Consider the following 13,556-nt stretch of genomic DNA (forward strand, 5'->3'; position numbering starts at 1 on the left):
TATTCCGAGCCGCATTCCGGCTCATTCCTATAAAATAACACCATTGGCGGGAAATTGCCATCATGCCGATGAAAATTCATGATATTTAACGGCCGGAACGGGGGAGAGTATGGCGCAGGAGTTTTTCGAGAGTCTGATTGCATGCATCCGGAAGGATGCCGAAACGCATCCGGGGCAGAGCATCGACCCGGACGTGCTCCGCGAGTTCATGACCGATCGGACGCCTCCCGTTCCGGCGCGGAAACCGGCACCGCGTCCGGTTCAGGCGGCCGTCCCCGCCGCGCCGCGGTCGATTCCGCGCCCGATTCCGGCACCGGTTTCCGCGCCGTCTCCGGGGCGTGAGTTGCCGCAAGCGGCCCGGATCGCGCCGGCGCCGGCCGCTCTGGAACGAATCGGGTCTCTCGATGAGCTGCGGCCGATCGTGCTTGCCTGCAGTCGCTGCCCGCTGGCCGCGACTCGTCACAACGTCGTCTTCGGGGAGGGGGATCCGCATGCGAAACTGATGTTCATCGGCGAGGGCCCCGGCTATGACGAGGATATGCAGGGACGCCCTTTCGTCGGACGGGCGGGGCAGCTGCTCAACAAGATGATCGCCGCAATGCAGTTTGCGCGCGAAGAGGTCTATATCGCCAATGTCGTGAAGTGCCGGCCGCCGGGGAACCGCGTCCCGTCGCCCGACGAGGCAGCCGCCTGCATCGGCTATCTCAAACGACAAATCAAACTGGTTCAACCCGAAGTCATCGTGCTGCTCGGTGCGACCGCCGTGAATTTTCTGCTCGGCAAACGCGACGGGATCACGAAGTTGCGCGGAAAATGGCTCGGGTATGAAGGCATTCCGGTCATGCCGACCTTTCATCCCGCGTTTCTTCTGCGTCAGGAGTCGGCCAAACGCGAAGCCTGGGCCGACCTTCAGCAGGTTATGAAAGTGTTCGGAAAAGTCTATCGGCGACAGGGATAGCCGGGGCGGAGCCGAAGCGCGTTTCTTGCAATTTCTGCGACAAAGTGCTATATTTCTTCTCTAAGGAATTTTCACCGAGAGAGGAGTGTGTCTCATGCCTTACGACGTCACAAACATCACCATCCGTTCCGCCGGAAAAGATCAACTTTCGACCGTTGCTGCGCTCGCAGAACGGATCTGGCCGGACGCCTACCGTTCGATTTTAAGCGACGGGCAGATCCGCTATATGCTCAAAATGATGTACGATCTGCCGGTGCTCGAACAGGAGTATGCCGAGGGAACCCGGTTCGATCTGATTTACGACGGCGACAAGCCGATCGGATTCACGAGCTACGGTCCGTGCCAGGAGCATCCGCACTTCTGTGCGAAGCTGCATAAACTTTATCTCGACAAGGCGTATCACGACCGCGGCATCGGCACGCTCGCGCTCCGGCATGTGATCGAAGAGGCGCGGAGCCGTGAGTACCGGGTGCTGCATCTGAACGTGAATAAGCACAATGCCACCGCAATCCGCGCCTACGAGCGCAATGGTTTCGTGAAAGTGCGCGAGAGTGTCACAGATATCGGCAGCGGCTTTGTGATGGATGATTATGTCATGGAGATCAAACTTTGATTTGACGGATCAGACGTGTTTCCGGCGCAGACTCGAAGAGGGAATGCCGATCGCTTCGCGGTATTTGGCGACGGTGCGCCGCGCGACGGCGATGCCGAGAAGTTTGAGCTGCCTTGCGAGCTGTTCATCGGAGAGCGGTTTGTCGGGCGGCTCTTTCTGAATGAGTTCGCGGATTTTTTCCATGATGGCCCGGTTGGAGAGTTCCGCACCGTCTTCGGCGGTAAATCCGGCGCTGAAGAAGAACTTCAACGGGAAAATTCCCTGCGGCGTCCGGACAAACTTGTTCGCGACGGCCCGGCTGACTGTGGTTTCATGCAGGTCGAGCTCCTCGCCGACCTGACGCATCGTGAGCGGATGCAGCGCCTCAACCCCATGTTCGAGGAAATCCCGCTGGGTTCGGGCGATGACATTTGCAATCCGGACGATCGTGCTCTGACGCAGATCCAGCGCCCGCATGAGATCGCGCGCCTGCTGCAGCTTTTCCCGCAGATAAGCGCGGTCGGCCGGGGAAAGATCGGGCGTCTCGAGCAGTTTCAAATACCGTTCGGCCAGAAAGAGCCGCGGTGCGCCGGTTTTGCAGGCGCGCGCTTCAAATTCTCCGTCGTGCCGCACGATCTCCACCTCCGGAGCGATGAATTCCGAGTGCTCCGGAGCGAGCGCCGATCCGGGATACGGGGAGAGTTTGCGCAATTCATCGAGCGCGGCATTCAACTCTTCGAGCGGAACTTTGAGCGTCCGGGCCAACTGCGGCAGACGATTGCGCGCGACTTCTTCAAGATGGTGGTCGAGAATCTCCTGCAGAAGCGGCGTGAGCGCATGCTTCCGCTCGAGCTGGAGGCGGAGGCACTCCGCGAGGTCACGGCAGCCGACGCCGGGCGGATCAAAACTCTGCACGACCTGCAGCGCTTTCTCCACGGTTTCGACCGGTTCGCCCGTCGACATGGCGATATCCGCGACGGTACTGCGCAGATAACCCGTATCGTCGATTCCGCCGATGATCTCCGACGCCACATTGCGGACATCGTCCGGCAGAACGGTCATCGAGAGTTCAAATTCGAGCTGTTCCTGCAAAGAGGGAGCCGCGGCCAGAGAGTTCATCCAGTATTCGCGCCGCTCTTCATCTTCATCGGAAGTGGTGCGTTCCGGAGGCAGCGGAAGTTCGTCGCTCCACTCGTCGGCTTCCGCGGCCTCGGCGGGGAGAAGAGCTTCGTCCTCACCGGAGGCGGTCGGAGCGGGTTCCGGCTCGGGCAGGGGGGAGTCGCACTCGGCCTCGAGCAGCGGATTGCTCTCCATCGCCTGAGTCAGTTTTTCTTCAAGTTCCAGCAGGGGGAGATTCAGGAGTTCCAGGCTCTGAAGCTGTCGCGCCGAAAGCTGTTGTTCCTGCCTGAGAGTGGTGCTTAGCGTTTGCTGATTTCCGGACATGGTGATATATTAAAAAATAATCTTTTGAAAAACTTGTTGTTTCGGGCCAAACGTGTTTGCATTTTGCCCGGATAGAATTTAAATTTGAAAACGGCATTTTTCCACCCGGATTCGGGATTTTTCGATAAAAAAACACAATCACCGCCGGAGAAAGGCGGTTTTTTCTGGAACGGACAGGGTTGTTATGGTCAAATTGAGCGTTCTCGGCAGCGGCAGCCGGGGCAATGCACTGGTTCTCTCCTGCGAGACGGGAGCACTGATCGTGGATATGGGATTTTCCCGCCGCGAACTCCGGAATCGCATGGCTTCTCTCGGGCTCGATCCCGGGCGGTTGCGCGCCGCGCTTCTGACTCATGAACACGACGACCACTCCAAAGGGTGCCGGGTTTTCTGCGACGAACTCGGGATTCCGCTCTGCACGGCGGCTTCGACGGCGGACTATCTGCGCCGCCGCGGGAAACTCCCCGGGCGGGTGCTCGAATTCGAGCCCGGCCACGACTTCCAGATCGCCGGATTCGAGATCTCGCCGTTCGCGGTTCAGCATGACGCGGTCTGTCCGGTCGGATTCGTGATCCGGCACGGAAGCTGTTCCGTCGGGATTGCAACCGACCTCGGCGACGTGAACGCCCTGGTCAAACAGCGCCTTCGCGATTGCAGCGCGCTGATTCTCGAGAGCAATTACGATGCGAAAATGTTGCGGGACTCCGATCGTCAGCTCTATTTGAAGCGGCGCATTCTCGGCCGGCACGGCCATCTCGACAATGTCGTCGCCGCCGAAGTGATCGGAGAACTGCTCACGGCCCGGACGTCGGTTCTCATGCTCGCACATCTTTCGGGCGAATGCAACGATCCGGGGCTGGTCCGGGCGCTGTTCGAGCGGAGACTCGCCGAACTCGACCGGAACGATCTGCGTTTCGAGATTCTCTCGCAGGAGCATCCGGTCGGGCCGGTGGAGCTCGAGGACGAGTCTCCCGCACAGGAGGTGTTCGCATATGCCGCAAACTGAGCCGGAACCGATCAAGGTATTCTGCCGCGGATGCAAGGCGAAGCTCGACATGAGCGGACTCGAACCGTTTTCCCGCGTAGCCTGTCCGGAGTGCGGGACGATTCTGCGCGTTCCGATGCGGTTTGAGCGGTATCTGCTGGAGAAACTCTGCGGCCGCGGCGGAATGTCCTGCGTCTATCGGGCGATCGATCCGCAACTCGCACGGCGGGTTGCGGTGAAGATTCTCGACCCGGCCAACGAAGATGTGAAAAGTGAAGAGGAACATTTTCTCGCGGAGGCGAAAATCGTCTCCAGGTTGAGCCATCCGGGGATCATTCCGGTCTACAACTGCGGCATCTGGGAGAATCAGGCTTTCATGGCAATGCGTTTTATGGACAACGGCAGCCTTGAACACCATTTGAAAGCGCGGACGCTCCCCTCCCGTCCGGTACTGCTCGGGCAGCTCACGGTGATCGCCGAGGGGCTGGCCTATGCGCACGGGCGCGGGGTCGCGCATCATGATGTGAAGCCGGGGAATATCCTGCTTACGAAAGAGGGGGAGGCGAAACTCGGGGATTTCGATCTGGCCGATGTGTCGGTGGGAAAAGGATTCGCATCGGTGCGGGGGGGATTCGCCAGTCCGGCCTACGTGAGTCCGGAGCGTCTCTTTTTCGGAGCGGAGGATTATCGGGGGGACATTTTCAGCCTCGGAGTGACGATTTATGAACTTCTGGCCGGCTCTCCGCCGTTCGGCATCGTCGGAGAACCGGAGGACCTGCTCGAACGGAGAAACCGGAAAGAGTATCCGCCTCTGGCCAAATTGTCGATCAACTGTCCCGTGGAGCTGTCGGATCTGGTCGATCGGATGCTCGCATATTCTCCCGATGAGCGTCCCGAATATCCGGAAATCATCCGCATTCTGCGGGAGGCCGCAGAGAAAGGGGAGAATGCCGGCCCCGGGCCGGGAACCGAGACGCGGGCGTTTTTCGGCCGTTTTCTGAAGCGGCTGGGGTCCAGGCAACCGTAAAAAAGAAAGAGGAGGAGTTGACGCGTATGAAGATCACCGGAAAAATCACCGGGAGTATTCTCCTGCTCGGGTTGCTGTGCGGTCTCTGCGCGATCCCGATTCTTCTGCTCGGATTTCCGGAGTGGATCGATTCCCGTCACTTCATGGAGGAGAGCCACGTGACGGAATGGCTGCTGCTGTGCGGACTGGGCGGATTGGTGCTCGGATTTCTGCTGACGGTTCTGGTTCTGCTGCGGATTATCCGTCGAGTGGTGCTGCCGTTGCGGGATGCGATCGATTTTGCCGACCGACTCGCGGCGGGAGAGTTTCCGTCCCGACTGGCGGAGTACGGCAACAGCAACGACGAAGTGCGTTTGCTCTACACGGCATTGAATCTGCTGCGCGACCGGCAGATGAATCTGAACAGCAAACTCAAGCTCCGGCTTTCGCGCGAGGCGGAAACGAGGCGCGATGCGGAATCGCACTCCATGCTTCAGTTGCGGATCATCGCGCGCATGCTGCCGGAGATGCGGATTCCCCTGGGGTCGATCAAGGGATTCTGCCGGATTCTGCTGCTGGAACTTGAGTCGGAGAAGCCGGATCGCCGCGAGATGGTCCGGCTGCTGGATGAGACCGGACACCGGGTCGGGATGATTTCCCGACAGATCGACCGGCTGCTGGATATTTCCCGGCTGGATCGTGACCGCTGGGATCGTTTTGAGGCGGTCGAGTTCAATACGGCGGAGTTGATGCGCGAACTGGTCGCGTTCAACCTGATTTCGCTGCAGGCCCGGGAAGTCATGCTGGTGAATCACTTTTCTGCGAGCGCGCCGGAGCGGATTGTCCAGGATCGCGAACTGCTGCATCAGCTTCTGACCATCATGATTCTCTCGGTGGGGCGGGCGGCCGCCGCCGGAGAAACGCTGGTGCTCTCGTGCTTCCGCGAGGATCACCGGGTGATGTTTGAGGTGTGCGACTCGAGGCACGCTCCGCTGCGGGAGCCCCTGGCGGAGTTGTTCCGGGCATATGAGGAGAGCCACGATCCGGAGGCGTCAGCGGCGGAAAATCTCAGCATATCGATTCTCGGCCTTGTATTTGCCAGAGAGCTCGCCGCGAAGCTGGGGGGCGTTTTGAGGGTATTTTCGACAGAACGGGCGAATGCGGTTCTGCGGTTTGAGCTTTCGGACAGTTGCGTTTCACGCACCGGGGAATCCCTGCTGACCCGCAGTACGGGCCGGGATTTTTCTCCGCGCGAACCTGAGTCACCCCGTCGGCTGCCGCCGCCGGAGGGGAAGAGGATTCAGGTTCTTCACGGGACGGAAGTTGCGGATGCTCCGCTGCTGCTGGGGCGGCTGCTTGGAGCACAGAATATCGATGTGCACAGCTTCACCACGGCGGCGGAACTGCTCGAGGAGATCCGCAAAGCACCTTACGACTTTCTGGTGGTGTCTCCGACCTTGAAAGGATATGAGTTGCCAATTCTGATCGGAGAGTTGCGTAAGGCTGCGGGCAGACGCGACCTGCCGGTTGTGGTGATCGCGAGTTCATTTTCGGATGAATTCCGGCGCGAACTTGCGTCGCTGGGGCGCGTGTTCCCGCTGAATGTACCGGTGAATTTTGCCCTGCTCGGGCGACTGATCCGCGAATCGGTCGCCGGCAGAGAGGTGCGGAACTGATGGAAAACGATCGCGGAGGAGTGCGAATGAGACGAATTTTGACGATGACAACGGCGGCTGTTCTGATGGCACTGGCAGCAGGTGGATGTGCTTCCGCCACAACGGATGAGGAACTCACTTTCCCGGAGCCGGCGCTGACCGTGACGATCCAGGAGTCGGGGAAAGATTTCCGGCTCAAGGTTGGGCAATATGCGAAAATTTCCCTCAAGGAGAATCCGACGACGGGTTACTCCTGGTTTTTCCGGACTGATACCGGGAAACCCGGCCCGCAGCCGAAAACCGGTTTGCCGGTCGAGTTGGCCGGTGAGCGGCTGCTGCCTGCGGAAAGCGATCTGGTCGGCGCTCCGCAGACACGAGAAGTCATGATCAAAGCCGTCCGCCCCGGCAAGATCTATGTCGTCGGCAACTGCATCCGAGCCTGGGAAAAAGGGGCGAAACCTGAGATCTCCGTGCGCTATCGGTTCACTGTGGTGTATTGATCCGGAAGCGGTTTTTCCGATCCCGCCGGTCGCCGTGCAGAACGGCCGCCGGCTTTTTTTGTCCTCTTTCTCTCCTTTTTTGATTACGTTTGTAATTCTTATATACTGTTTAAGTACAAAGATTTAACATATTTCATATAAAAAATTTTGATTTTTCTGCACATCCCGGCTTGATTTTTGCGATTACAAATGTAATTTTATATTGCAACGAGATTTCAGTCAATCCGGGAGGTGTCATTATGCGGGAGCGAGCGAATGTGAAGCCGGAGAAAAGGACCGGAAAGCGGCGTGGGACGGGCCGATGGAAAATGCTGTTGATTCCGGCATTGATCGGGGTGCCGGTGATTGCCGTACTGTGCGGACTGCTCATTCATTTGACGCCGGAGCCACTGACTTCCGAGGAGATTCTGGCGAAAGAGGAGTGGAGTGAGCGGGAACTGGTTGATACACTTGCCCGGGCGTTTGCGCCGCAGAGCAACCGCGGCTCACGCCGGGAAGTGCTTGATCATCTTCGCCGCCAGTTGCGCAAATATCCGGAAGAGGAGCAGAAATCGATCCGGATTCGGGCGTTGACCGGAGCGATGAGCGAGACGCTCCGGCAGATTCGGGCGATGCCGGAGGAGGAGCGCGAGAAAATGTTCGTCGCGATCCGGAAACAGGCCGAGAAGTGGCACCGGGAGGCGATGAGCGGGAAAGGGCGTGAAATGCTCAATACGATCCGCACTTCGGAGGAGGGACAGGCGTTCAACGCCGAGGCTGTCCGCATTATCCACAGCGAGCTCACACCGGAGGAACGACGCAGATTTGCCCCGATCACGGAAATCTGGATCAAGACGTTGGAATTGTGAAAGGAGACATGAAAATGAACCATCGTTTCACGTGCCATAACCTTTTCCCCTGTAAAAAGATCAATCGTCTTTTCCACTCTGTGCACCCCATTCCCGTTCCCGGCAGAACTGGAGAGGGGTTCGGAGGAGAGAAAAAACCTCACACACAAACCATGTTCCGCCCCGTTCCCGCCCCGCAGCCCATTCCAGCGCCCAGCATTACAAGAGAGGGGTTCGGGGGAGAGAAAGCGGCTCGGAAGAGCGCGTCTCTCCCCGTACCAACCAACCATCAAACAACCAATCGGCCGATCATCGCCGCGCAACAGAGTCTCCGCTCGGCAAGCGGCGAAGTGGAGCAAAAACGCGAAGAAATCTTTCCGCAGAAAAGCGGGAAGATTGCTTCGTGTTTTTGCGGCTCTTTCTCCCCGTGCCGGCCGACCGCAGCCGAGTCCGACTCCGACCCGTACGCGGCACCGGCACCTTGCCGGACGCCGGGGGTGCGGGGGGCGGCGGACACGCCCCCTGCCTCCCACGACCAAGCAACGCTCCCCGACGAGGCACCTTGCCGGACGCCGGGGGTGCGGGGGGCGGCGGACACGCCCCCTGCCGCCCACGACCTGGTAACGAAAAAAGCCCACGACCCGGCGACGCCGGAAGCCTACGGCCAGGTGACAAGAAAGGCGGCGTTTACGCTCATCGAGCTCCTGGTGGTGATTGCGATTGTGGCGATTCTTGCCGGACTTCTGATGCCGGCGTTGAACGGGGCGCGCAGCCGGGCGAAACGAACGGGCTGCATCAACAATCTGAAACAGATCGGACTAGGCCTGGAATCCTATCTCGGGGACAATCGTTATATCATTCCCTCCTGCCGGATTACGCCGAAGAGTGCGGGGGAGGGGGAGGCGTTTCTGCCGGGGATCGTCGAGACGCTCAAGCCTTATCTCGGGGGGAACGAGACGGTGTTTCGCTGTCCTGCGGATAACGAGGAGTTGTTCGTGCGAGAGGGAAGCAGTTACGTCTGGGGTCGTGAGTGGGGGATCAACGGCAGACGGGCCGACGACCGGGAGCTGCGGCTGCTGGGGTATCGGATTCCGCTGTTGTACGATGGGGAGGCGTTTCACGGGCCGGCGGGGGAGACTTCGTCGCGCAACTATCTGTATCTCACGACGCGAATCAGTCTGGATGCGATGAGGGAGAAAGTGGAATGAGCGTTGAATGTTTCTGTCTCACGAAGCGTTATGGGCGCAGAGTGGCACTTGACGACGTGTCACTCGAAATCGGGGATGGGGGAGTGACGGGTCTGATCGGGCCGAACGGCGCGGGCAAGAGCACGCTGATTAAAATCATCACAGGTCTCGTGTGGCCGACGGAGGGATTTGTGCTGGTGGATGGATTCGATGCGCATCGTGAACACCGAAAGGCAATGCGGCGGATGGGGGCGATCATCGAGTGGCCGGCATTTATTCCGGATTTGACGGCGCGACAGAATCTCGATATCTTTTCCGGCGGACACGGGGCGCAGTATCGGGCGCGGCGGACGGAGATACTCCGGTTTATGGAGCTGGACGCGGCGCTGGACCGAAAAGTGGGGACGTTTTCCACGGGGATGCGCCAGCGGCTCGGGATAACGCTGGCGCTGCTGCCGGAGTCGGAGTTCATCATTCTCGATGAGCCGACCAACGGGCTCGATCCGGCCGGGATCGTCGAGATCCGGCAGATCATCCGGGAGTACAACCGGAAATTCGGGGTGAGCGTGATGGTGAGCAGCCATCTGCTTTCCGAAGTCGAGCAGATCTGCGACCACCTGATTCTGATCGATGACGGCAGGGTCAAAGCCTGGGGAGAAATCGGGGAGCTGCTCGGAGAGGAAGATTCGATGCTGATTCTGGAGACGGACCGCCCCGATGAGGCGGCGGCGCTGCTCCGGAAGAGCGCGGAATCGGGTGCGCTGCCGCTTGAATCGATCGACCCCGCGGGAGGGAAGAGACTCCGGTTGGCGCTGACTGGGGAGTGTTCCGGAGCGGTGAACCGTCTGCTGGTGGAGGCGGGTTTCGAGGTGACGCATCTTGCGCTCGAGCGTCCGGGGCTCGAGACGTTCTTTCTGCGCCAGACGACGGGAGGCGGTGAATCATGTTCAGAATGATCGGATACGAACTTGCCAAACTGCGCGTGCAGAAGAAAAACTACGTGATGCTGGCCTGCCATTTGTTCTTTCTGGCGCTCTGCTATCTGGCGTTCCGGTCGGCACAGGGGAGGTTTTTCCAGCGGTTTGACCGGACGATGAATTTCCATCTCGAGAATCTGAATGATTATCTGGACGGACTGTTTTTTGCGCGGGTTGCGATGGTGCCGACGTTCATCGTGCTGATGCCGATTCTGGTGGCGACGCTGGCGGGAGATACCGTTGCGGGGGAGATGCAGGACGGGAGTCTGAAGATGTATGTGTCGCGGGCCAGGTCGCGCAGTGCGGTGCTGCTCTCGAAATTTTTTGCGGTATACCTTGTCACGCTGCTGTTCTGCATCTGGTTTGCGACGGTGAATGTGGTGGTCGGAGTGATGATTCTCGGGGTGTCGCCCACGCAGCTCGTGATGCTGACCGACCGGATGTTCGGGACCGACGTGGTCGTCATGGGATGCGGGGGGGCGCTGCTGCGTTACATCGCTTCGGCCTTGTACTTTTCATTTTCGCTGACGGCGCTCGGGGCGATCACGCTCTTTTTCTCCTGCATATTCAACCGGATGAGTGCGGCGACGGTGACGGTGATCTCGCTCTATTTCGTCTCTTACGTGATCGCGGCGCTGCCGTTCAGCGAGGCGATCCGGCCCTATTTGCTGTCGGAGGTGATGAACAATGCGTTTCTGTTCTGGCTTTCGCCGCTGCCGCTGCACAAACTGCTGTTGAACCTGGCGGCATTGTCGCTCTATACGGCGGGATTTCTGCTCGGGGCGGTTTTGACGTTCAACTGCAAGGATTTGAAATAATCGATCGATGAAACTTGAAAAAAGGCTTTAAAGTAATTTTATCATGAAGAAAATGAATATTTCGGACGCGGAACTTGAACTGCTCAAGGAGTTGTGGGTGGAGTCCCCGTTGACCTCGCGGCAGCTGGTCGACCGGCTGCGGACCCGCACCCAGTGGGGAGAGCCGACCATCAAGACGCTGCTGCTGCGGCTGCTGCGCAAAAAAGCGGTGCGCCGCCAGTCGCAGGGGAAGTCGTTTCTCTATTCCGCTGCGATCGAACGGGATGAGTATCAGTACACCGTCGGCCGGAGCATGATCGACCGGCTTTTCGATGGGTTGGCCGGAAATTTTCTGACCTGCCTGGTGCGGAATGAAGCGTTCCGGCCGGAGGAAATCGAGGAGCTCCGGCGGTTGCTCGACGAGAAAGCCGCGGAGCAGAGCACCCCGCCGGCCGGAGAGAAGTCAGCGGAGTGAACGATCGTCATGAATACTCTGGAACTCTATATCGGTGCGACCTTTCTGCGCGGGGCATTTGCCGTGCTGCTGCTGCTCGGTGCGGAACGGATTCTGCGTTATCGATTGGATCCGGAGTGTCGCCGCCGTCTCTGGCTGTTCAGCCTGGTGGTGCTGGTGATTCCCCAGATGAGTGTTTCGGTTCTCCCCGTGAAACTCGATCTTTCTGAGGCGGCCGCGCCGATGTTCCGGTGCATCGGGAGCGCGGCGGGGAATTTGCAGGCGGACGGTTCCGCTCCGGAATCCAGACGGATCTCCGCACTGTCGGCGACGTGGCGTTTCTGCTCTTTTCACCGTCGGAAAATCGAAGCCGCGGCGCTGGTCGGGCTGCCGCTTCCGGCGCTGCTGCTGTTGCTCATGCGCTATCTGCGCTGTCGAAGAATGGTACGTCAACTGCCTCCCGTCACCGATCGCCGGGTGCTGGAACTCTGGACGCGCGTGCTGCGGGAAACGGGGTCGCTGCGGCGGCCGGTGATTCTCCTTGACTCCTCCGTGATCGGGCCGGGGCCTACTCTCTTCGGCTGTTTCCGCCGGAAGCTGCTGCTGCCGATCGAACGGCTGAAAGAATTGTCAGACAAAGAGTTATCACTTCTGCTCGAACATGAGTATCACCATTGCCGTTCCGGAGACGATCTGCTCAACATGGCTGCGCTCATGATCTGGGCGGTTTTCTGGTACAATCCGTTTCTGTTGATCGTCCGGCGGAAAATCCGCAGCAGCTGCGAACTGGCCTGCGATCACGAATTGCTGCGGCGCCATCCGGAATCGGTGCGGGAATACGGGATGCTGCTGCTGAAATTCGCTTCCAATTCCGCCGGGACGGTTGTTGCGATCGGGCTCTCCAATGCGCCGCACGAACTCTCGAGGCGCATTCGCGGGATGACCGGCGGCCGCGTCGTGCTGATGCGTCGCCGCCGGCTTTTGCGTTGGGGAGTCGTTCTGCTCCTCGGCGGCCTGATGGCGGCTCCGTCACTGCTTGTCGCAGTCGATGTTCGTCCGGCTCGCAACTCCCCGCCGATCCGGGAAGCGCAGGCGGATCCGAGACCGCCGCTGCCGTATCTGACTTTCTGTGAATTTCTCGAACGGAGTGAAACGGGAGAAGCGAAAGAAGTCAGCTGGCTTCTGGACTATTCCGACCCGTTCCCCGCAGCGGGGAGCAGGCTCATTCTGGAGTTCCGCGGCATGCGGCATCCGATTCCCCTCGACCGGAAACCTCGCTGGATTCGACTTCTTCACAACGGTGACGCCGCAGCGGAGAAATGGCATTGGGAAACGTCGGCACAACAGCCGCCCTCCCTCCGGAAAGAGCGGGGCGTGGAGAGGCGGGTGATTCCGGCTGACCGCAACCCGGTTTACATCTCCGTTCCGGAGTCGGCCGTTCCGGCCGCTCTCCTCCTCGAGATCGAGGGAATCACCCCGGGGAATCTCGACGAATTCCGCCATCCCTGAGCGGCGCGGGGGAGGGGATCAGTGCAGGAGCTCGGCAGCTTTGACGATGAGATCGGCACACGCTTCGATGCCGAGTGCGCTGCTTTCCAGGGCAAGCTGATAATTCTGCACGACCCCCCACTGCCGCCCCGTGTAGTGACGATAGTAGTTCTGGCGCTTCTTGTCCCGGTCGCGCAGAAATTTTTCCGGTTTGGCCGGCGTTTCCCCGTAATGCTGCGTAATCTGCCTGATGCGGAACTCCATGCTCGCATGAATGAACGTGTTCAAACAGTCGGTCCGCTCCCGCAGAATGTAGTCGGCGCAACGTCCGACGATGACACATGACTCCTTTTCCGCGAGATTGCGGATAATGTTGTGCTGGATGATGTAAAGCTGGTCGGAGATCGGCAGAACCCCGCCGTCGAGCCCGGTTCCCAGCGCCCAGTTGAAGAGAAACGCATTGGCCGACTCGGCGTATTCACCGTTCTCCTGGATGAATTGTTCGGCAAGCCCGCTCTCCTTGGCGATCTTGGCGACGAGCTCCTTGTCGTAGCAGGCGATTCCGAGTCGTTCCGCGACGATTTTACCGACGGTTCTGCCGCCGCTGCCGAATTCACGACTGATTGTGATGATGCGCGTATTCATAATCTCTTTCCCCCGATGTCAGGCCGATGGTTTGAAAGGAAT

Annotated in this window: 14 protein-coding genes; 12 read left to right on the plus strand and 2 right to left on the minus strand. The window is 59.4% G+C overall.

Translation table 11 applies throughout. From position 1 onward, the window contains the following. The first annotated feature begins 109 nt into the window (after nt 1–109). Together Q0J85_RS01240 and Q0J85_RS01245 are read left to right on the plus strand one after the other, a co-directional pair. Nucleotides 110–958: a uracil-DNA glycosylase gene (locus Q0J85_RS01240; protein ID WP_294477470.1), complete on the plus strand. Its 849-nt coding sequence runs from the start codon at nt 110–112 to the stop codon at nt 956–958. Nucleotides 959–1,052: 94 nt separating this feature from the next. Further along, nucleotides 1,053–1,571, plus strand: a complete 519-nt coding sequence (locus tag Q0J85_RS01245; RefSeq protein ID WP_294477471.1) for a GNAT family N-acetyltransferase — start codon at nt 1,053–1,055, stop codon at nt 1,569–1,571. Nucleotides 1,572–1,580: 9 nt separating this feature from the next. On the opposite strand, the gene rpoN is transcribed toward Q0J85_RS01245, so the two are convergent. Then, nucleotides 1,581–2,993: an RNA polymerase factor sigma-54 gene (gene rpoN, locus Q0J85_RS01250; RefSeq protein ID WP_294477472.1), complete on the minus strand. Its 1,413-nt coding sequence runs from the start codon at nt 2,991–2,993 to the stop codon at nt 1,581–1,583. A 184-nt stretch (nt 2,994–3,177) separates the two neighbouring features. Here rpoN and Q0J85_RS01255 point away from each other — a divergent pair, with 184 nt between their 5' ends. The 10 genes from Q0J85_RS01255 to Q0J85_RS01300 all read left to right on the plus strand — a co-directional run bounded on the left by Q0J85_RS01255 (nt 3,178) and on the right by Q0J85_RS01300 (nt 12,890). After that, entirely contained in the window at nt 3,178–3,999 is an 822-nt protein-coding gene (locus Q0J85_RS01255) for an MBL fold metallo-hydrolase (protein WP_294477473.1), read from the plus strand. Continuing rightward, the gene (locus Q0J85_RS01260; protein WP_294477474.1) at nt 3,986–5,005 is read left to right on the plus strand and encodes a serine/threonine-protein kinase; all 1,020 of its coding nucleotides are present in this window, start codon (nt 3,986–3,988) and stop codon (nt 5,003–5,005) included. Before Q0J85_RS01255 ends, Q0J85_RS01260 begins: the two co-directional genes overlap by 14 nt. Nucleotides 5,006–5,031: 26 nt before the next feature. Then, nucleotides 5,032–6,660 (plus strand): hybrid sensor histidine kinase/response regulator, encoded by a 1,629-nt coding sequence (locus tag Q0J85_RS01265; protein WP_294477475.1) that lies wholly within the window; start codon nt 5,032–5,034, stop codon nt 6,658–6,660. 26 nt (nt 6,661–6,686) lie between these two features. Then, on the plus strand, nt 6,687–7,139 hold the full coding sequence (locus Q0J85_RS01270) for a protease inhibitor I42 family protein (RefSeq protein ID WP_294477476.1): 453 nt from the start codon (nt 6,687–6,689) through the stop codon (nt 7,137–7,139). 239 nt (nt 7,140–7,378) lie between these two features. Beyond that, complete coding sequence (locus Q0J85_RS01275) at nt 7,379–7,987, plus strand: hypothetical protein (protein ID WP_294477477.1); 609 nt, start codon at nt 7,379–7,381, stop codon at nt 7,985–7,987. 329 nt (nt 7,988–8,316) lie between these two features. Next, nucleotides 8,317–9,174 carry a type II secretion system protein gene (locus Q0J85_RS01280; RefSeq protein ID WP_294477478.1) on the plus strand — a complete coding sequence of 286 codons (858 nt, stop codon included), beginning with the start codon at nt 8,317–8,319 and terminating at the stop codon, nt 9,172–9,174. Further along, on the plus strand, nt 9,171–10,109 hold the full coding sequence (locus tag Q0J85_RS01285; protein WP_294477479.1) for an ABC transporter ATP-binding protein: 939 nt from the start codon (nt 9,171–9,173) through the stop codon (nt 10,107–10,109). The genes Q0J85_RS01280 and Q0J85_RS01285 overlap by 4 nt, the downstream gene beginning before the upstream one ends. After that, complete coding sequence (locus tag Q0J85_RS01290) at nt 10,097–10,948, plus strand: ABC transporter permease subunit (RefSeq protein ID WP_294477480.1); 852 nt, start codon at nt 10,097–10,099, stop codon at nt 10,946–10,948. The genes Q0J85_RS01285 and Q0J85_RS01290 overlap by 13 nt, the downstream gene beginning before the upstream one ends. A 43-nt stretch (nt 10,949–10,991) precedes the next feature. Further along, a complete protein-coding gene (locus Q0J85_RS01295; RefSeq protein ID WP_294477481.1) occupies nt 10,992–11,402 on the plus strand; it encodes a BlaI/MecI/CopY family transcriptional regulator in 411 nt (136 codons plus the stop codon). A 9-nt stretch (nt 11,403–11,411) separates the two neighbouring features. Further along, nucleotides 11,412–12,890 carry a M56 family metallopeptidase gene (locus tag Q0J85_RS01300; RefSeq protein WP_294477482.1) on the plus strand — a complete coding sequence of 493 codons (1,479 nt, stop codon included), beginning with the start codon at nt 11,412–11,414 and terminating at the stop codon, nt 12,888–12,890. 18 nt (nt 12,891–12,908) lie between these two features. Here Q0J85_RS01300 and Q0J85_RS01305 read toward each other — a convergent pair whose 3' ends face one another. Continuing rightward, nucleotides 12,909–13,514, minus strand: coding sequence for an AAA family ATPase (locus Q0J85_RS01305; RefSeq protein ID WP_294477483.1), 606 nt, complete (start codon nt 13,512–13,514; stop codon nt 12,909–12,911). Nucleotides 13,515–13,556 lie beyond the last annotated feature (42 nt).

The sequence above is a fragment of the uncultured Victivallis sp. genome (genome assembly GCA_944389935.1).
GTDB lineage: Bacteria > Verrucomicrobiota > Lentisphaeria > Victivallales > Victivallaceae > Victivallis.